This window comes from Streptococcus sp. BS35b (genome assembly GCF_000286475.1).
Taxonomy (GTDB): Bacteria; Bacillota; Bacilli; order Lactobacillales; family Streptococcaceae; genus Streptococcus; species Streptococcus oralis_W.
This window is the reverse complement of sequence record NZ_ALKH01000001.1, coordinates 128,737-147,618: the sequence shown is the minus strand read 5'-3', so window position 1 is coordinate 147,618 and position 18,882 is coordinate 128,737. Positions and strand designations below refer to the sequence as shown.

At 40.9% G+C, this 18,882-nt stretch carries 14 protein-coding genes; 2 read left to right on the top strand and 12 right to left on the bottom strand.

Going from position 1 to position 18,882, the window contains the following annotated elements:
• Nucleotides 1-239: 239 nt before the first annotated feature.
• The 6 genes from HMPREF1149_RS02940 to HMPREF1149_RS02915 form a co-directional block, all read right to left on the bottom strand.
• Nucleotides 240-1,664: an NADP-dependent glyceraldehyde-3-phosphate dehydrogenase gene (locus tag HMPREF1149_RS02940; RefSeq protein ID WP_000186349.1), complete on the bottom strand. Its 1,425-nt coding sequence runs from the start codon at nt 1,662-1,664 to the stop codon at nt 240-242.
• Between the two features lie 197 nt (nt 1,665-1,861).
• Entirely contained in the window at nt 1,862-4,147 is a 2,286-nt protein-coding gene (gene pulA, locus HMPREF1149_RS02935) for a type I pullulanase (protein WP_000287689.1), read from the bottom strand.
• Between the two features lie 161 nt (nt 4,148-4,308).
• Nucleotides 4,309-6,267, bottom strand: a complete 1,959-nt coding sequence (gene ligA, locus HMPREF1149_RS02930) for an NAD-dependent DNA ligase LigA (RefSeq protein WP_001005750.1) — start codon at nt 6,265-6,267, stop codon at nt 4,309-4,311.
• Between the two features lie 88 nt (nt 6,268-6,355).
• The gene (locus HMPREF1149_RS02925; protein ID WP_001079350.1) at nt 6,356-7,534 is read right to left on the bottom strand and encodes an MFS transporter; all 1,179 of its coding nucleotides are present in this window, start codon (nt 7,532-7,534) and stop codon (nt 6,356-6,358) included.
• Nucleotides 7,535-7,614: 80 nt separating this feature from the next.
• Nucleotides 7,615-8,478 (bottom strand): Rgg family transcriptional regulator, encoded by an 864-nt coding sequence (locus HMPREF1149_RS02920; RefSeq protein WP_000400527.1) that lies wholly within the window; start codon nt 8,476-8,478, stop codon nt 7,615-7,617.
• 3 nt (nt 8,479-8,481) lie between these two features.
• Complete coding sequence (locus HMPREF1149_RS02915) at nt 8,482-10,383, bottom strand: ABC transporter ATP-binding protein (RefSeq protein ID WP_000584894.1); 1,902 nt, start codon at nt 10,381-10,383, stop codon at nt 8,482-8,484.
• Between the two features lie 227 nt (nt 10,384-10,610).
• Between HMPREF1149_RS02915 and HMPREF1149_RS02910 the strand changes: the two genes are divergently transcribed.
• Both HMPREF1149_RS02910 and HMPREF1149_RS02905 read left to right on the top strand, forming a co-directional pair.
• A complete protein-coding gene (locus HMPREF1149_RS02910; RefSeq protein ID WP_000222137.1) occupies nt 10,611-12,329 on the top strand; it encodes a phospho-sugar mutase in 1,719 nt (572 codons plus the stop codon).
• A 110-nt stretch (nt 12,330-12,439) separates the two neighbouring features.
• Complete coding sequence (locus HMPREF1149_RS02905; protein WP_001071325.1) at nt 12,440-12,787, top strand: thiol reductase thioredoxin; 348 nt, start codon at nt 12,440-12,442, stop codon at nt 12,785-12,787.
• Between the two features lie 37 nt (nt 12,788-12,824).
• On the opposite strand, the gene HMPREF1149_RS02900 is transcribed toward HMPREF1149_RS02905, so the two are convergent.
• From HMPREF1149_RS02900 to pta, 6 genes are all read right to left on the bottom strand, one after another.
• The gene (locus HMPREF1149_RS02900; RefSeq protein ID WP_000824595.1) at nt 12,825-13,598 is read right to left on the bottom strand and encodes a potassium channel family protein; all 774 of its coding nucleotides are present in this window, start codon (nt 13,596-13,598) and stop codon (nt 12,825-12,827) included.
• 89 nt (nt 13,599-13,687) lie between these two features.
• Nucleotides 13,688-14,497 (bottom strand): MBL fold metallo-hydrolase, encoded by an 810-nt coding sequence (locus HMPREF1149_RS02895; RefSeq protein WP_001290611.1) that lies wholly within the window; start codon nt 14,495-14,497, stop codon nt 13,688-13,690.
• A 1-nt stretch (nt 14,498) separates the two neighbouring features.
• Nucleotides 14,499-15,848: a cell wall metabolism sensor histidine kinase VicK gene (gene vicK, locus HMPREF1149_RS02890; RefSeq protein WP_000568714.1), complete on the bottom strand. Its 1,350-nt coding sequence runs from the start codon at nt 15,846-15,848 to the stop codon at nt 14,499-14,501.
• Entirely contained in the window at nt 15,841-16,548 is a 708-nt protein-coding gene (gene yycF, locus HMPREF1149_RS02885; protein WP_000722062.1) for a response regulator YycF, read from the bottom strand. Before yycF ends, vicK begins: the two co-directional genes overlap by 8 nt.
• A gap of 56 nt (nt 16,549-16,604) precedes the next feature.
• Nucleotides 16,605-17,783: an A/G-specific adenine glycosylase gene (gene mutY / locus HMPREF1149_RS02880; RefSeq protein WP_000886133.1), complete on the bottom strand. Its 1,179-nt coding sequence runs from the start codon at nt 17,781-17,783 to the stop codon at nt 16,605-16,607.
• An 82-nt stretch (nt 17,784-17,865) separates the two neighbouring features.
• The gene (gene pta / locus HMPREF1149_RS02875) at nt 17,866-18,840 is read right to left on the bottom strand and encodes a phosphate acetyltransferase (RefSeq protein WP_000451564.1); all 975 of its coding nucleotides are present in this window, start codon (nt 18,838-18,840) and stop codon (nt 17,866-17,868) included.
• Between the last annotated feature and the right edge of the window lie 42 nt (nt 18,841-18,882).

Genomic DNA, 18,882 nt, shown 5'->3' with positions numbered 1-18,882 from the left:
ATTTTTATTATACACTCTTTTAAGATAACTTTCAAGTAATTTACGAAGAAAATCATATTTTTTTATGAAAGTCTTCAAAAAATTACCTAGCATTTTAAAAAAGATATCCAGAAAATAGAACACGAAACAATTTCCATATATTTTTTTATTATAATACCAGAATATTCGTTTTTTATCAATTTTTCACTGTATTGTTTTGAAAAAATAAAATCAGGAAGTTATTTTCCTGATTTTATAAATTATCTCACATCAAAAACAATGGATTTGACATTTGTCATCGCTTCGATACTATATTTAATTCCTTGTACTCCTGCACCAGAACCTTTTACACCAAGGAATGGGAAATTATCTGGTCCACGTTGTGTTTTATTATTAATATGAACGGTTCCAACTTCAAGTTTTTCAGCAATTTCAAATGCCTTCTTAAAGTCATTTGTAAAGACAGAGGATTGAAGACCAAACTCAGATTCATTAGCAATTGCTACTGCTTCATTCGCATCTGCGACACGGATAATTGGGAGAACAGGTCCAAACGGTTCTTCCCAGGCTACTTTCATATCTTTTGTAACTTGGTCAAAAAGCACTGGCCAGAGAAGATTGCCTTCACGTTTGATTGGTGTAAGAGCCCTAGCGCCCTTTTCTTGTGCATCTTCAATCAATCCCCAGATGAAATCAGCTGAAGCATTATCAATAACAGGTGTGATATCAGCATTGTCAAATGGATCACCTACCGTTAGCTTAGCGACTTTAGCATGGAGCAATTCGGCTAACTTGTCTGCTACACTTTCTACAACTAAGACACGTTTAATAGCGGTACAACGCTGACCAGAGTAGCTAAATGCACCACCTACGATTTGATTGGCTGCATTCTCTAAATCTGCATCTTCTAAAACGATTGCTGCATCTTTCCCGCCAAGCTCCAGCATAATTGGGCGCATACCAGCTAAACGACCGATACGCTCCCCAATCGGTGTTGAACCTGTAAAGTTAATGAAGTTGACTTCCTTGTGTTCAATGATATAATCCCCAATTTCAGAACCTCGTCCAGTGATGGTATTGAAGACACCTGCTGGGATTCCGGCTTCGTCAAATGCTTTAGCCAGCAAGAGACCAGAAATAGATCCTTGCGTTGGTGGCTTAAACATAACGACATTTCCTGCAATCAGAGCCGGAGCAATCTTAGATCCAGAAAGATTGACTGGGTAGTTAAATGGCGCGATAGCTAAAACGACTCCAACTGGCTCACGACGAACAACGGCTAGTTTGTTCTTACTTGCAGCTTCAAAACCGCCACCTTCCATTGCTTGTCCAGTGATACGGAGACCTTCCTCAGCTGCAAAACGGATCAAATCTGCTGTACGTACCACCTCTCCAATGGCCGCTTTAATCCCTTTTGCAACCTCTTTGGCAAGAATTGTACCAATTTTTTCTTTATCACGTTCCAAAATATCTGCTGTCTTATGCAAATAGGCTGCACGCTCAACTGGTGCTAAATCACGCCATGCGGGGAGAGCTGCACGCGCAACTTTCATAGCCTCATCTACTTCAGCCTGACTCATAGCGGGTACTGTACCTAGTTTTTCTTGATTGATAGGAGAATAGATCGCAATCTCGTTCTCTGATGATTTCCATTTTCCATTCACTAAATTCTGATAATTTGTCAAATTCTCTTCCTCCTGAAAATGATTAAAACTTATTTTACCAAATTTTCAGAAAATTACAACCCTTTTTGTGAAAATATTGATATTTTTTTCACAAACTTGATTCTTCAAATTATTTGAATTTTATTCCTATTGGATATTGGTTTTTCAATAAAAATCAAAAAAGGTCTAGTGAATCTAAACCTTTTCAGAACATTAATTTACGAGAGTACTTTTAAGACTACGACACTGGTATCATCAATCACATTTGATTCTTTAGAACGACTATTAGACACCAGCATTTCAAGATTTCCTGCATTCTCAAAGTAGAAGGAAGTCCCCTTCGCATTAAAGACTACCAATAAGTGCTCTGGTCCACCGTGAATTTCGTAAACAATCCACCCACTATTTTCAGCAGCTGTATGGACGAAGACATGGCGATAGACTTCTTCATACGTAGGATAAGAGAAGGCGCTGGTCTGTGTTTTTAGGCGAATAATCTGGCGAATAAAGTCAATGCTCTCTTGTCTCTCATTGATTAAATCCCAGTTGACCTGGTTGACACTATCTGGAGCATTGTAGCTGTTCATGGCACGTTCTCTATCTGCCACAGTCAGCTCGCCGTTTTCACCAGTAGCAAGGAGTTTAGTGCGGCCAAATTCTTGCCCCAACTCTATAAAGGACATCCCTTGCATGAGAATGCTCATCGCTGTTGCTGTCTCAACTTGGCGCATAATCTTATCTGAACTGTGATTTGGATGAAGAGTTACTAACAAATCATGCAAGTTGTAATTATCATGGGCCTCCACATAGTTAAGGACTTGGTTTGGACTAAGATATGAACCCAACTCTCGGCTACCAAGAATAGCTTTGGCTACAATCGGTTCTGTAGCAGCACCACTAACAAATCCTGCCTTGATTGAACCATAAACTTCCCCTCCTTTGATGGCATCACGCTGATCATCATTGAAGAATCCAATATTTGGCATCTGGTAGGCATTGTCCTTCTTGGCCTTGTCATAAGGTGCAAGACCGGTCCCCATATCCCAACCTTCTCCATAAGTGAGAATACTAGGATCAACTTCATCAAGTGCCCAACGAATTGCCTGCATGGTTTTGACATCGTGAATTCCCATCAAGTCAAAACGGAAACCGTCAATATTGTATTCTTTCACCCAATAAAGGAGTGAGTCAATCATATACTTACGGAACATTTCATGTTCACTGGCTGTTTCATTTCCTACACCTGTACCATTTTGGAAGGTTCCATCTGGGTTCATGCGGTAATAATAATCTGGAACAGTTGTTTGGAAAGGTGCATCAACCGTTGAGAAGGTATGGTTGTAAACGACATCCATAATGACACCGATTCCTGCATCATGATAAGCCTGAATCATGGTCTTGAGGTCTCGAATAACCTGTCCAGGATCATCTGGGTTACTAGAGAAACTTGGTTCTGGGGCATTGTAGTTTTGAGGGTCATAACCCCAGTTATAGGTTACATTCCCGTCCTCGTCGTATTCCTTATGGCGATCAAAGATTGGTTGGAGCTGAACATAATTACATCCGAGTTCTTTGATATAGTCAAAGGCTGTTGCTTGACCATACTGGTTAACCGTTCCAGTCTGGGCAGCCCCAAGGAAGGTCCCTCTAAGGTTTTCTGGAACTCCAGATGTCGGCGATTTTGTAAAATCACGAATGTGCATCTCACAGATAACGGCTTTACATGGGTTTTCCAAACGCCAAGGAGCGTCTGTCCCATGTTTGACTTCGAACCCTTCTACCTGTCTATCTTGCTGAGAGAGAATTATGGAACGTTTTCCGTCAGGACTTGTAGCGATAGTGTATGGGTCTCGTGTCAAAGTCTGGTGGTGCGGAAACTTAATCTGATACTGATAGGCTTTACCTGCAAGATTTTCATCCAGGTCTACACTCCAAACACCAATAGTATTGTACTTATGGCTGTATGAATAGCTATTCCCACGTTCAAGATTAAAGGTTTTCCAAACCGGCGCGTCGTTACTTGTATTTTCATAAACGACCACTTGGACAGCTGTAGCTGTTGGAGCCCAGAGTTTAAAGCTTGTCTGGTAGTCTGAGATACTATAACCTAACTCTCCTTGGTATCCCCAATGATGATCAAAACTTTCACTGTGAAAGGCTTTATCAAAAGCAAATGGGTTTTGATCTTTATAGCAAGGACTTGCAATGGCTGGATTTTCAGAATAATAGACTGTCTCATCACCATCCAAAATCCAAACCTCAGTCAACAGTGGATAATGGTTAAACCGTAGGAGATAGTCCTTTGTCTTTCCATCGATTTCGACAGAAAAGGTCAGAGTATCGAGCCTTTCTGCACTTGTGACTGTAAAGGAGAATTTTGCTCCAAAATAGTCATTTTCATAATACAAACTTTCAACATTGTCCGCCTGTTTTCTACTGAATGAACAAGCGGCATAATCCTCATTTTTTCGGTGAAAATGGATGACTACAGGGTAACTATACATTTCTTTTCCTAATTTCTAATTTCAATTTTAATTTTAATTTTTAAGTCATGCTGAAGAATTTAACGGGAAATTCAGCACAATAGAGAATAGTTTTAATAGATATAAAAACACATCAGGAGAGATAGTTCCAGACTATCTAGCATCTAGTTTTCAACTATTCTTTACAAACTTTCTAGCCAGGCCTCATCTCGAACCTCGATACCAAGTTCTTGCGCTTTTTGGAACTTGCTTCCTGCATCTGCTCCTGCTACGACAAGATTCGTTTTCTTAGAAACACTGCCTGTTACCTTGGCACCCAGACTTTCGAGTTTACTTTTGGCTTCAGAGCGCGTGAGGCGTTCCAATTTCCCCGTTAGCACAACGGTCAAACCTGACAAGGCCGCATCTGCCACTACTGTCTGCCCTTTGTAGTCCAGATTGACTCCAGCTTCTTTCAACTCGTCTAAGAGAATCTTCGATCCTTCTGTAGCAAAGTAAGTCTGAAGACTTTGGGCAATTACACTACCTAAGCTTTCGATACTTGCTACTTCCTCTGGGTCTGCTTGGGCTAGATTTTCAATAGAGTGAAAGTGTTGGAGCAAGAGCTGACTAGCCTTGCTTCCGACATGGCGAATTCCCAGACCAAACAAGAGCTTTTCAGCAGAGTTTTCCTTGGATGATTGAATGGCTTGATACAGTTTAGAAGCAGACTTTTCCTTGACGCCTTCTAAAAGGAGGAAATTGTCTTCTTTCAAACGATAAATATCCGCCACATCCTTTACTAGATTGGCAGCAAAAAGCTTTTCAACGATAGATGGACCAAGTCCTGTAATATTCATGGCATCACGAGAAGCAAAGTGAATAAGACCTTCCATGATTTGAGCAGGACAGCGAGGATTGATACAACGAAGAGCCACTTCATCTTCAAAATGAAGCAATTTACTGTCACAACTTGGACAATTAGTCGGAATATCTAGTTTTTCTTCAGAAACACGCTTGGACGCTACCACACGCAGAACAGCAGGGATGATATCTCCAGCCTTATAAACGATAACCGTATCGTCTTTTCGGATGTCCTTTTCAGCGATATAATCTACGTTGTGAAGAGTTGCACGGCTAACAGTTGTGCCAGCAAGCTGAACAGGTGTTAGATTGGCAGTTGGGGTCACAACACCAGTACGACCTACTGTCCAGTCAACTGAAAGGAGCTGGGCTTCTTTTTCTTCAGCAGGAAATTTGTAGGCTACAGCCCACTTAGGCGCTTTAACTGTAAAACCGAGTTCTTCTTGACCTGCTAGGTCATTGACCTTGATCACCACCCCATCAATGTCATAAGGTAAATTATCCCGTTCTTGTCCAACTTCTTGGATGAAATCCCATATCTCATCTATGCTTTCAGCCAGAATTCGTTTAGGATTAACTACAAATCCAAGCTGTTCAAGATGCTTCAAGACTTTTTCTTGGCTATCACGAGTAGAAGGGCTGGCTTCTTGATAGAGGAAAGTGGCAAGATTGCGCTTGGCTACTACTGCTGTATCCAGCTGACGCAAGGTTCCCGCTGCCGCATTACGAGGATTGGCAAATTCAGGCTCCCCATTTTCTTGGCGAGCTTGGTTGACCTGATCAAACGAAGCGCGTGGCATATAACACTCTCCACGAACGGTGATATCTAGTTCTTCTGGCAAGGTCAAAGGAATGTCCTTGACACGCTTGAGGTTCTCTGTGATATTCTCTCCAATAGAACCATCCCCACGTGTCGCACCGACAACCAAAATCCCCTTTTCATACGTAAGCGAGATGGATAAACCATCGATTTTCAGCTCACAGATATAGATTGGATGGGGTAATTCCTTTCGAACACGCGCATCAAAAGCTTCTAACTCTTCACGTGAAAAAGCATCCTGCAAACTATAAAGAGGATACTGATGACTGTATTTTTCAAAACCATCTAAAACCTTACCACCAACACGATGGGTCGGACTGTCCGCTAAAACTTGATCTGGATAGGCAGCTTCCAACTCGACCAACTCTCGGTAGAGACGATCGTACTCGCTATCTGAAACCGAGGGATTATCACTCGTGTAGTACTCGGTCGCATAGCGGTTGAGCAAGGCAACTAACTCATTCATTCTTTCATTCATAAAACTATTCTACCATAAATCAAGCCCTCCTCACAATAGAGAAGGGCTGAAAAATGGTTCATAGTGTAATATTTTCTTAAAAAAGAAATTATAACTCTTTTTCAAAATGACTTCGTACATAAACGAGGGAGAAACAAGACAGGACAATAACCCCACTTCCAATTATCAGAAAAGAAGAAAGATGTACACTTGGTAGCACTGTCATAAAGCCTTTTGCAATCGGCATAAATAGGATGGCTAAGGTAAAAATTGTGCTTAGCACTCTCCCCAAGTATTCTCCCTCAACCTTGGTTTGCACCTGAGTAAAAAAGTGAATATTAAATATCGTCATAAACAGTTCACAAACTAAATTTCCAGAAAAGGAAAGAAAAGTTGGCAGTGGTAATCCCATCATAAAAACTCCAACTCCAGTCAAAGCCAATAGAATCAAAAGATTATAAACACTTGCCTTTATTTTACTAGCTAGAAGAGCTCCGATAATCGAACCAATAGCGCCCATAGTCAAAATACTTGCATAAGCTCCTTCTACTCCGTAAAGCCGTTCTGAAAAAGGGAGGAGAAATTCAAAAGCTGCAAAAAAGAAATTAACACTGGAAGCTACTACCAAAAGGAAAAAGATCTCTTGCTGGCGCCAAATATAGCGAATCCCTTCTTTCATATCAGCAAAAATATTTTTCCAGCTGAAAGTCTTTTTCTCTTGCTCCTGAGTTTCTTTTTGGGGGAGAAAAGCTACTAAGGTAAATGCGATGAAAAAACTAATGGCATCTAAAACAAGTGTCATATGGAGACTAGAAAATTGTAAAACGAGGAAAGAAAGTACAGGGGAGCTAACACCTACAACCTGCAAAACGAGCTCTAAGCGAGCATTATAGGTCACAATCTCGTCTTTTTCTACAACCTCAGTTATAATGGCTTTATTGGCTGTACGAGAAAATGCAAAGGCAACCGCCTGAACAATATTGGCAAAGATCAGAGCAGCAATCATCAAGCTATCATTTCTGATGAAAGAAATAGCTAAACAGAGAATACCACAAACCAAGTCTGTCATCATCAAAATTTTGCGACGCGAAAAGCGGTCTGAAATCACTCCTCCAAAGGGATTGACCAGAATCGATGTGACGAGTTCAGAAATCTGATAAATCCCAAGAACAGTCTGTCCTATCGTTCCCATTGATGCCAGCCAAACACTGTTTCCATAATCATAGAGCATATTTCCTATCTTATTAATCGCACCACGACTAATCAACTGGATTGCATGTCGATTCATATAAAAAGCTCCTCTCAAATTTTGAAACTATTGTATCAAAACTGAAAGGAGTTCCTTCATATTTCCCTTATTTGGGAAATTTAAGCATTTACAAATTTTTCATAATGTTCCTGATAGTAAGCCACTTGCTCTGGAAGTCCAAGTACATCAAAAATATGCATAGCTTCCTGCATCTGACAACAACCTTCTTCTTTCAAGTCTCTTTGGTAAAAAGCGAAACCTTTGAGATAATGGAAGATATTACGCTCATAAAGCTTGATACCATTTCCAATCAACTTCTCCACATAGCCCTCAAAATAGTCCGCATCCGCAAAGGAACGGTTCTCCAAACAATGTTGGTAACAGTTAAGAGCTAAAATCAAAACGAGTTTACGATGCCGACCAATTTCCTTGTAGTAATCTTCTCGCTCCATAACTTCTCTGCCAATCCGAGCTACATAGTCCACATTGTAGAAAGTATAGAGGTTTCCAAAAAGAATCAACTCATACATGGTCCATTCTTCTGTTTGAAAAAGATAATCCGCTACCTTTTCCAAATCACTCTGCCTCATCGTGTAATGAGCATCTCTTTGACAAATCAGGCCCTGTAACAAAATCCAATTCAGCTCAAAATAGAGGGGATTGGTCGAACTCTTTGCTTTCTCAAGTTGTTCCTTTTGAAGCTTTTGAAAACCTGCAATATCATTTGAGTAGTAAAGCGGAATGATCTGTGCCATCAAGGCAACATGTTCATGATTTTGAAAATCTCTAGCCTTGTCCATGAAATTTTCAATAGTCACATGAATATTGTCCAAAATCTCAAAGAAACGGGAAACTGCTAGATCAGACTCCCCAAGCTCGAAACGAGATAGTTGAGAGGTTGAACATGATTCACCTGCCGCCTCTTTTAAGGAGTATTTCCCACTTGTTCGAAATTCACGAAATACCTTTCCAAGATGTTCCATTTCTTACACCTGCTCCGACAATTCTTCCCACTCAAGCATGGCTTCTTCCTGACGGTGGCTGATTTTGTCAAGTTCAGCCTGCAATTCCATCAGTTTTTCAGCATCGTTGGTTTCCAGCATTTGTTCAGAAATGGCTTGATTTTGACTTTCTAACTCTTCAATTTCAGCCTCCAAACTCTCGATTTGACGCATGAGCTTGCGGGCTTCTTTCTGACTTTCTTTCTGGGCTTGGTAGTCATTAGCTGGACTTGTTTCTTTGGCTTGATTGCTGGTTGAAGCTTCCTCAGCCTGAGTCATTTCTACTTCTGCTTTCTTCTCAACATAGTAGTCATAATCTCCAAGGTAGAGGGTTGAGCCATTTTCAGACAATTCTAGAACATGGGTAGCGACACGATTGATAAAGTAACGGTCGTGACTAACAAACAACAAGGTTCCGTCAAAGTCAATCAAGGCATTTTCCAAGACTTCCTTGCTATCAATATCCAAGTGGTTGGTCGGCTCGTCAAGGATCAAGAAGTTGTTATTTTCCATGGACAATTTAGCCAAAAGCAAACGAGCTTTCTCCCCACCTGACAGCATGCCAACTGATTTTTTGACATCATCTCCTGAAAAAAGGAAGGCGCCAAGACGATTACGGATCTCAACTTCAGGTGTCAGTTTAAAATCATTCCAAAGTTCATCCAGAACAGTATTACTTGGTGTTAGCTTACTTTGAGTCTGATCATAGTAGCCAACCTCAACATTGGCACCAAAACGCTTCTCTCCCTTGATAAAAGAAATCTGGTCCACAATAGACTTGATAAAGGTTGATTTTCCAATACCATTTGGACCAACGATGGCGACAGCATTCATCTTACGAAGATCCAGATTGATAGGCTCTGACAATATTTCCCCATCATAGCCAATAGCCGCATTTTCAACAGTCAGGACAACATTTCCCGACGTTTTTTCAGACTGGAAGGTCATGTTGGCTGCTTTCTTGCCAGCTTCCGGCTTGTCCAAACGCTCCATTTTTTCTAGTTGTTTACGGCGAGATTGAGCACGCTTGGTCGTTGAAGCTCGGACCAGATTGCGATTAACAAAATCTTCCAGAGCAGCAATTTCCTTCTGTTGCTTTTCATAGTTTTTTGCCTCAGTAGCTAGCTTTTGCTCCTTCAACTCGACAAAGCGAGAGTAATTGCCCACATAGCGATCCAAAGAATGCTTGGTCAAATCCAGTGTAACCGTCGCAACCTTGTCCAAAAAGTAACGGTCGTGGCTGACAATAATGAGCGCACCGCTATAGTTCACCAAGTAATTCTCTAGCCAGGCAATGGTTTCGATATCCAAGTGGTTGGTTGGCTCGTCCAAGACCAAAAGATTTGGTTTTTCAAGGAGCATTTTAGCCAGTGCTAGACGAGTATTTTGACCACCTGAAAGCTCGGCAATTTTCATCTGCCACATGGTTTCATCAAACTTGAACCCATTCAAAATAGCACGGATATCAGCTTCGTAGGTAAAGCCACCAGCCTGACGGAAATTCTCTGATAAACGATCATAATCCGCCATCAGTTTATCTAGATCTTCACCAGACTTTTCACCCATCTCCAACTCCATCTGACGCAGTTGTGTCTCTGTCCGACGTAAGTCATCAAAGACATGGAGCATTTCATCATAAATGGTATTTTCAGACTCAAAACGGCTATCTTGGGCTAGGTAAGACAGAGAAACATCTTTTTTCTTATTGATTTCTCCACTGGTCGGCTCCTCTTCCCCAACCAAAATCTTTAAAAGAGTAGACTTACCTGCACCATTTTTTCCAACGAGGGCAATTCTGTCTCGTTCATCAACCTGCAGATTGATATTATCAAAAAGAACCTCTCCTGCAAAAGATCGTTCAATTTTATTAGCTTGTAAAATAATCATACATCCATTTTACTATCTTTTTCTCTTTTGCACAATTGTAATGAAAAAAGTTCGAGTGGTATACCCAAACTATTCATCCTCTTTTTCATTAGAAAGCGTATTGGGCTATTCTTCTACAATGAAATAAAAGTAAATTTCCTACATTTTAAATTATGCTAACGTTTTACTAAAATATCAAATCGTGATATAATGAAAGCGATTAAAGCAATAGATAAAGGAGATACTCTATGACTTACCAAGAAAATTATCAAAAATGGGTCGATTTTGCCGGCCTTCCCGACTATCTTCGTCAAGATTTAGAAAACATGGACGAAAAAACAAAAGAAGATGCTTTCTACACCAATCTTGAATTTGGTACTGCAGGTATGCGCGGCTTGATCGGTGCAGGTACAAACCGCATCAACATCTATGTTGTTCGTCAAGCTACAGAAGGTTTGGCTCGTTTGATTGAGTCAAAAGGTGAAAATGAAAAAGAGCGTGGTGTGGCGATTGCCTATGATAGCCGCCACTTCTCACCTGAGTTTGCCTTTGAATCTGCTGCAGTTCTTGCTAAACACGGTATCAAATCTTACGTATTTGAAAGCCTCCGTCCAACTCCAGAACTCTCATTCGCTGTTCGTCACCTCAACTGTTTTGCAGGTATCATGATTACTGCCAGTCACAACCCTGCACCATTTAACGGTTATAAGGTTTACGGTGAAGATGGTGGACAAATGCCTCCACACGACGCGGATGCTTTGACAACTTACATCCGTGCAATCGAAAATCCATTCGCTGTGGAAGTTGCTGATGTGGAAGCTGAAAAAGCTTCTGGTTTGATTGAAGTCATTGGCGAAGCTGTTGATGCAGAATACCTTAAAGAAGTTAAAGACGTAAACATCAACCCAACCTTGATTGAAAAGTTTGGTAAAGACATGAAGATTGTCTACACACCACTCCATGGTACTGGTGAAATGTTGGCTCGTCGTGCTCTTGCTCAAGCAGGATTTGACTCTGTTCAAGTTGTTGAAGCGCAAGCAACTGCTGACCCAGACTTCTCAACTGTAAAATCTCCAAACCCAGAAAACCAAGCAGCCTTCGCCCTTGCTGAAGAACTCGGCCGTCAAGTTGGTGCTGATGTTCTTGTGGCGACTGACCCAGACGCTGACCGTGTTGGTGTTGAAGTTCTTCAAAAAGATGGTAGCTACCTCAACCTTTCAGGTAACCAAATCGGTGCTATCATGGCTAAATACATCTTGGAAGCTCATAAGAGTGCTGGAACCCTTCCTGAAAATGCTGCTCTCTGCAAATCCATCGTATCAACTGACTTGGTAACGAAGATTGCTGAAAGCTACGGGGCAACCATGTTCAACGTTTTGACAGGTTTCAAATTTATCGCTGAAAAAATCCAAGAATTCGAAGAAAAACACAATCACACTTACATGATGGGATTTGAAGAAAGCTTCGGTTACTTGATTAAACCATTCGTACGTGATAAAGACGCCATCCAAGCTGTTCTTGTCGTTGCTGAACTTGCTGCCTACTACCGTTCACGTGGTTTGACACTTGCTGATGGTATCGAAGAAATCTACAAAGAATACGGCTACTACGCTGAAAAGACTATTTCTGTTACCCTTTCTGGTGTTGATGGTGCCGAACAAATCAAAGCGATTATGGCTAAATTCCGTAACAATGCTCCAAAAGAATGGAACTCAACAGCTATCACTGTCGTAGAAGACTTCAAGGCTCAAACTGCTACTGCTGCAGATGGCACTGTTACAAACTTGACAACTCCTCCAAGTGATGTGTTGAAATACACGCTTGCTGACGGTTCATGGATAGCAGTTCGCCCTTCAGGTACAGAACCAAAAATCAAGTTCTACATTGCCGTTGTAGGTGAAAGCAACGAAGATTCACAAGCTAAGATTGCTAACATCGAAGCGGAAATCAATGCGTTTGTGAAATAGCACCCTATAAAGATGAGATAAACTAGTCTCATCTTTTTTTCGTATCAAATTCGAGCAATTTTAGAAACTTTGTGGCATACTAGTTTTATCAAAAAAAGAGAGGTATTCTTATGAATCAGTTTTTAGAAGATATTAAAGACCTTGAAGTGACTACAGTTTCGCGCGCACAAGAAGCACTCGATAAGAAAGAAACTGCAACCTTCTTCATCGGTCGCAAAACTTGCCCTTACTGCCGTAAATTTGCAGGTACATTGGCTGGTGTCGTAGCTGAAACCAAAGCTCACATCTACTTCATCAATAGTGAAGAACCAAGCCAACTCAATGAGTTGCAAGCATTCCGCTCACGCTACGGAATCCCAACAGTACCAGGCTTTGTTCACATTGCGGATGGACAAATCAATGTCCGTTGCGACTCTTCCATGTCCGCACAAGAAATCAAGGACTTTGCAGGATTGTAAAAAAACCACTCGTCGAGTGGTTTTTGTATAGTCTAAATTACTTTTTTTCAAGCAAATCTTGTATCATTCTATGAAGTTCTTCTATCTTCTCAGATTGTTTCTCTAGTAATATTCTTTGAGTTATTAATTCGCCTTGGAGTTTATCAAATTTTATCTGCTCATCTGGATTATCCTTTACAAAAAAGTTTGTCAAAGCACTTGTTAACATCCCTATTGTGCCAATACCAACAAGCATTAGTAAAACAGCTAACCACTTCCCAAAAATCGACGCAGGAACAATATCTCCATAACCAACAGTCGTTACAGTCACAAGCGCCCACCAAAGACTATCTGAGAATGATTTTTCTTCAACAACAGATAAAATTGAACTACCTACCAGTACAATAAAGGAATTGAGATATAAAATATAAAGTAAGCCATTTGTTCGTAAGAGTTTTCCAACCTTTTTTTCCAACTTGCCAGTCAATCCAACGACTCTTAAAAGACGAGTTATTTTCAGTAATTTTGTCAGCCTTGCTAAGCGGAAGATACGCCCTAAGCGAAATACTGTAAAAATAGCATTCAAAGGAAGTATGGCTAGCAAGTCGAAGATATTTTCAAATATAAATTTCCATTTTTCTTTACTTGAAAAGAAGCGCCAACCATAATCTACCACAAAAACAAACCAAATCAGTAAATCAATAATACTATAAGGTGGATTATCCAAATCAATCATCTCAGCAAATCCAAGCAAGACAAGGACAACGGATATCAATGCAAGTATGATAATCGTTGTGTCATAGTAATCCTTTAATAGCCATTTTCTCTTCACACTGCTACTCCTTTAGTTTTTTTAATCATTATACCACACTAAATTCCTGATAAAACACAGAATAAAAGAAGGCACTCGCCTTCCTTTTTTTATATCTCTGTCAGTGGTGTTGCTGTATCTGGGGAGGTGTCGTAAACTTTAAAGTCTACCCCTACTCCCAGATCGGCTTGTGCTAGCTGGTTGACCATAGTCATATGAGCCAGCTCCTTGATATTGTTCTCTTTGGACAAATGCCCGAGGTAGATTTTCTTGGTTCGATTTCCCATTGCACGAATCATGGCCTCAGCACCATCCTCGTTAGAGAGGTGACCGAGATCCGATAGGATTCGCTGTTTTAGACGCCAAGCGTAAGATCCTGATCGCAAAATCTCTACGTCGTGGTTGGACTCGATGAGATAACCGTCTGCATTTTCGACAATTCCTGCCATTCTATCACTAACATAGCCTGTATCGGTCAACATGACGAAGCTCTTGTCGTCTTTCATAAAGCGGTAAAACTGTGGTGCTGCTGCATCATGGCTAACCCCAAAACTCTCAATGTCGATATCACCAAAGGTTTTGGTTTTACCCATTTCAAAAATATGCTTCTGCGATGAATCCACCTTGCCAAGATACTTGCTATTTTCCATAGCCTGCCAAGTCTTTTCATTGGCGTAAAGGTCCATACCATATTTGCGAGCCAATACACCAACTCCATGAATATGATCTGAATGTTCATGCGTAATCAAAATCGCATCCAAATCTTCAGGTTTGCGATTGATTTCGCTCAAAAGACTGGTGATTTTCTTACCAGACAAGCCCGCATCCACTAAGATTTTCTTTTTTGGGGTTTCCAGATAAAAGGAATTTCCACTGGAACCTGATGCTAAAATACTGTATTTAAAGCCTTTCTCACTCATTCTAGTCTTCTATTTCGTCCTCCCATATTTCTTCTTTTACGGCATCCTTATCATAAGGGAGCACTATGGTAAAGGTTGAGCCCTTACCGTATTCGCTTTTTGCCCAAATAAAACCATTGTGTTGTTTGATGATTTCTTTCGCGATAGCCAGACCCAGACCAGTTCCACCTTGAGCACGACTTCTTGCGCGATCCACACGGTAAAAGCGGTCAAAGATCCTAGGCAAATCTTGTTTTGGAATCCCAAGACCTTGGTCAGAAATTGATAAAATCATCTGGTCATCCGTGGTTTTCATGCTGACCGTAATCTTCCCACCATCTGGGGAATACTTGATGGCATTGTTAAGAATATTATCAATCACCTGGGTCATCTTATCCGTATCAATCTCAATCCAAACTGAAGTTATTGGATAATCTCTCACTAGCTCATATTTTTTCTCTTCATCCTGATTTCTCATCTTATCAAAACGGTTGAGGATAAAGGTGATAAAGGCTGTAAAGTTAATCAACTCTATATCCAGTTTACTAGTCGCATTGTCAATACGAGAGAGATGCAAGAGATCTGTTACCATCCGCATCATACGGTTGGTTTCATCGAGTGAAACCTTGATAAAATCAGGAGCAACAGGATCATACAGAGCTCCCTCGTCCAAGGCTTCAAGATAAGATTTAACACTGGTCAAAGGAGTTCGCAACTCGTGACTCACGTTCGAAACAAAGAGTCTTCGCTCACGCTCTTCCTTCTCCTGCTCGGTCGTATCATGCAAAACGGCAACCAAACCAGAGATGAACCCAGACTCGCGGCGGACAAGGGCAAAACGTACACGAAGGCTCAAATATTCACCATTAGCATCCTGAGAATCAATCGTCAGCTCAGGTATCTGTGTAATCAGGTCACGTAGTTCATATTCATCTTCTATCTTGAGTAATTCGAGGATGCTTTTATTAAGAACATCTTCTTTCTGCACACCGAGCTGTTTCTTTGCCATATCGTTGATCATAGTAATCTGGCCACGGCGATTGGTCGCAAGGACACCATCTGTCATATAAGAGAGAATACTATGCAACCTTTTACTCTCTTGTTCCAAATTTTCTTGGGTCAAACGAATAACTTCTGACAAATCATTCAGGTTATTGGTGATGTTGGTGATCTCTGTACTACCTTGCAAGTCCAAAACTTGAGAATAATCACCTGCAATTAAATCCTTGACCTTCTGATTTATCTCTTTTAACCGGATGTTATCCCGACGGTTTTCCAGCAAGAGCAAGGTCACCACCAGGATAAAGCCAAGTAAAATCAGGATAAAGATAAAATCACTGGTCAGAATAGTTTGTCTAATATCTTCAATCATTATTTTTCATATAGTAGCCAACACCACGACGTGTGAGAATGTACTCTGGACGGCTTGGTGTGTCTTCAATTTTTTCACGCAAGCGTCTAATGGTCACGTCCACAGTACGAACATCACCAAAATAGTCATAACCCCATACAGTCTCAAGCAAGTGTTCACGCGTAATCACTTGTCCAATATGAGAGGCCAAGTGATACAAGAGTTCAAACTCACGGTGGGTCAAATCTAATTCCTCACCATATTTCTTAGCCACGTAAGCATCTGGAACGATTTCCAAATCACCAATTTGTAAGGGCTGCGTCTTCTTCTCATCAGACTCTTGGCTATCTACTGAAGCAAGATCTGTACGACGAAGCAGAGCCTTGACACGTGCTTGCAACTCACGATTTGAGAAAGGTTTTGTAACATAATCATCTGCACCTAACTCCAAACCGATAACCTTGTCAAACTCGCTATCCTTAGCTGAGAGCATGATAATCGGCACACTACTAGTCTTACGAATAGCTTTAGCAACTTCTAAACCATCGATTTCCGGAAGCATCAAGTCTAGAATAATAATATCTGGTTGCTCTGCTTCAAATAGCTCAATTGCTTCACGACCATTGAAGGCTGTAACAACTTCATAACCTTCCTTGGTCATATTAAACTTAATAATATCCGAGATTGGTTTCTCATCATCTACAATTAATATTTTTTTCATTTTATCACCTTTTCTCTATCTATTATAACAAAAAAATGCAAAGAAGGCACAAATGGCTACTGTAGGCCTTTATCTTCAAAAGTTGTTTTATAAGCCTGCCAAATTTTTTGTTGAGGTTTAGCAAGTGGATAATCAGAAAACTCCTGAGGAGAAACCCAACGAACTTCTCTGTCAGAAAACTGTTTCGAATCTGTCACTTGACCTGCTAGGATTTGAATATGCCATTTCCGATGACTAAATACATGCTTGACCTGGTCAAATACTTGCTGGGACCAATTCACTTCTAAATCATAATCCTGCTCAAAGTTTTCTTGAGGGCTTGGTCCAAAAGCCCTGCTTTCCTCTTTGACTTGTGAAAAAAGATCTAGTTGATTATCATCGCTAGAGAAATCGTCAACTTCAATCAGTGGGAAATGCCAAAAACCGGCTAGTAGCTTCTCGCTTTCGTTTTTCTCAAGTAGATATTGACCATAGTCATTGCGTACAACCAAAGCCTTGAGATAGATTGGGAGGGGCTTTTTCTTGGGTTCTTTAATCGGATATACATCCATAGTTCCGTTCTGATAGGCTGCGCTAAAGTCCTTAACAGGACTTTCTTCTGGTCGAGGGTTAACTGGAGCCTCTATGTCAGAACCTAAATCCATCAGAGCTTGGTTAAAATCACCTGGTCGTTTCGGATCAATCAAGATTTCCATCATGGCTTGGAAAATCTTTCGATTGCTGGGAACTCCGATATCATGATTAACCTCAAATAAGCGTGCCAAAACCCGCATGACATTGCCATCGACCGCTGGCTCGGGCAAATTAAAAGCGATACTGGAAATAGCTCCCGCTGTGTAAGGGCCAATTCCTTTCAGGCAAGATATTCCTTCATAGGTATCTGGAAATTGCCCCCCAAAGTCAGCCATAATCTGCTGGGCTGCAGCCTGCATATTGCGCACTCGAGAATAATAGCCTAATCCCTCCCAAGCCTTCAACAAACGCTCTTCAGGGGCATTCGCCAAACTTTCTACTGTTGGAAACCAGTCCAAGAATCGTTCGTAGTATGGAATAACTGTATCCACTCTGGTCTGCTGGAGCATGATTTCAGATACCCAGATGTGATAAGGATTTTTACTTCTCCTCCAAGGCAAATCTCGCTTGTTTTCATCATACCAATTGAGGAGTTTTTCACGAAAAGAAATAATCTTCTCCTCTGGCCACATGACGATACCGTATTCTTTCAAATCTAACATATATCTAGTATAACATAGAAGCTTCTAACTGTCCTTTTCTCAGTACTAAAAAGCCTCTTCCCATGGGAAAGAGGACTAAATCTTATTGATGAACTGCTTGAGCTGCTGTGATAAGGGTCAACTTGTACACATCATCTGCATTACATCCACGAGAAAGGTCGTTTACTGGTTTATTCAAACCTTGCAATACAGGACCTACAGCCGCGAAGCCACCAAGACGTTCTGCAATCTTATAGCCAATATTCCCCGCTTCGATACCAGGGAAGATAAAGACAGTTGCTTGCCCAGCAACGTTACTTCCTGGAGCTTTCAATGCTGCAGTTTCAGGGTGGAAGGCCGCATCAAATTGCAATTCTCCATCGATTTCAAGGTCAGGACGCAAATCGTGAGCAATTTTAGTAGCTTCCACTACCTTATCAACACTTTCACCAAATCCTGAACCTTTAGTAGAATAGCTTAGCATAGCAATTTTAGGTTCAATACCAAACATTTTAGCTGTAATTGCTGAGTTGATGGCAATTTCAGCCAAGGCTTCTGCATCTGGATTGATATTAATGGCACAATCTCCAAATAGGTAACGTTCCGTACCACGTACCATGAGGAAAGCACCTGACGTACGAGTAACGTTTGGACGAGTTTTAATGATTTGTAGGGCTGGGCGAACTGTTGAGGCAGTTGAGTGAATAGCTCCTGACACCATACCGTCAACCAATCCCAAGTATACTAGCATCACACCAAAGTAGTTGACATCTTCAACCAAAACTTTGCGCGCTTCTTCTTCAGTCATTTTACCCTTACGACGCTCTACCAAGGCAGCAACCATTTCTTCAAATTGAGGATAGTGTTGGGGATCAATCACTTCATAACCATCCATGATCCCCTCGATTTCGAGATAAATTTTAATTTTTTCTGGGTTCCCAAGCAAAACAGGAACAACTTCTGTTTCTTTTACCAAGCGTTTTGTTGCCTGAAGAATACGAGGTTCTTCTCCTTCAGGGAGAACAATACGAGCATTTTTGCCAACTAGGTTGGCTTTGAGATTTTCAAAAACTTCCATGAGTTTTCTCCTTTAAGAAAATAAATTATACTCCAGATAGAT

Bases quoted from the DNA above. Each gene is read 5' to 3' on its own strand.
- pulA (WP_000287689.1), bottom strand. From the start codon at position 4,147: ATGTATAGTTACCCTGTAGTCATCCATTTTCACCGAAAAAATGAGGAT.
- ligA (WP_001005750.1), bottom strand. From the start codon at position 6,267: ATGAATGAAAGAATGAATGAGTTAGTTGCCTTGCTCAACCGCTATGCG.
- HMPREF1149_RS02925 (WP_001079350.1), bottom strand. From the start codon at position 7,534: ATGAATCGACATGCAATCCAGTTGATTAGTCGTGGTGCGATTAATAAG.
- HMPREF1149_RS02920 (WP_000400527.1), bottom strand. From the start codon at position 8,478: ATGGAACATCTTGGAAAGGTATTTCGTGAATTTCGAACAAGTGGGAAA.
- HMPREF1149_RS02915 (WP_000584894.1), bottom strand. From the start codon at position 10,383: ATGATTATTTTACAAGCTAATAAAATTGAACGATCTTTTGCAGGAGAG.
- HMPREF1149_RS02910 (WP_000222137.1), top strand. From the start codon at position 10,611: ATGACTTACCAAGAAAATTATCAAAAATGGGTCGATTTTGCCGGCCTT.
- HMPREF1149_RS02905 (WP_001071325.1), top strand. From the start codon at position 12,440: ATGAATCAGTTTTTAGAAGATATTAAAGACCTTGAAGTGACTACAGTT.
- HMPREF1149_RS02895 (WP_001290611.1), bottom strand. From the start codon at position 14,497: ATGAGTGAGAAAGGCTTTAAATACAGTATTTTAGCATCAGGTTCCAGT.
- vicK (WP_000568714.1), bottom strand. From the start codon at position 15,848: ATGATTGAAGATATTAGACAAACTATTCTGACCAGTGATTTTATCTTT.
- yycF (WP_000722062.1), bottom strand. From the start codon at position 16,548: ATGAAAAAAATATTAATTGTAGATGATGAGAAACCAATCTCGGATATT.
- mutY (WP_000886133.1), bottom strand. From the start codon at position 17,783: ATGTTAGATTTGAAAGAATACGGTATCGTCATGTGGCCAGAGGAGAAG.
- pta (WP_000451564.1), bottom strand. From the start codon at position 18,840: ATGGAAGTTTTTGAAAATCTCAAAGCCAACCTAGTTGGCAAAAATGCT.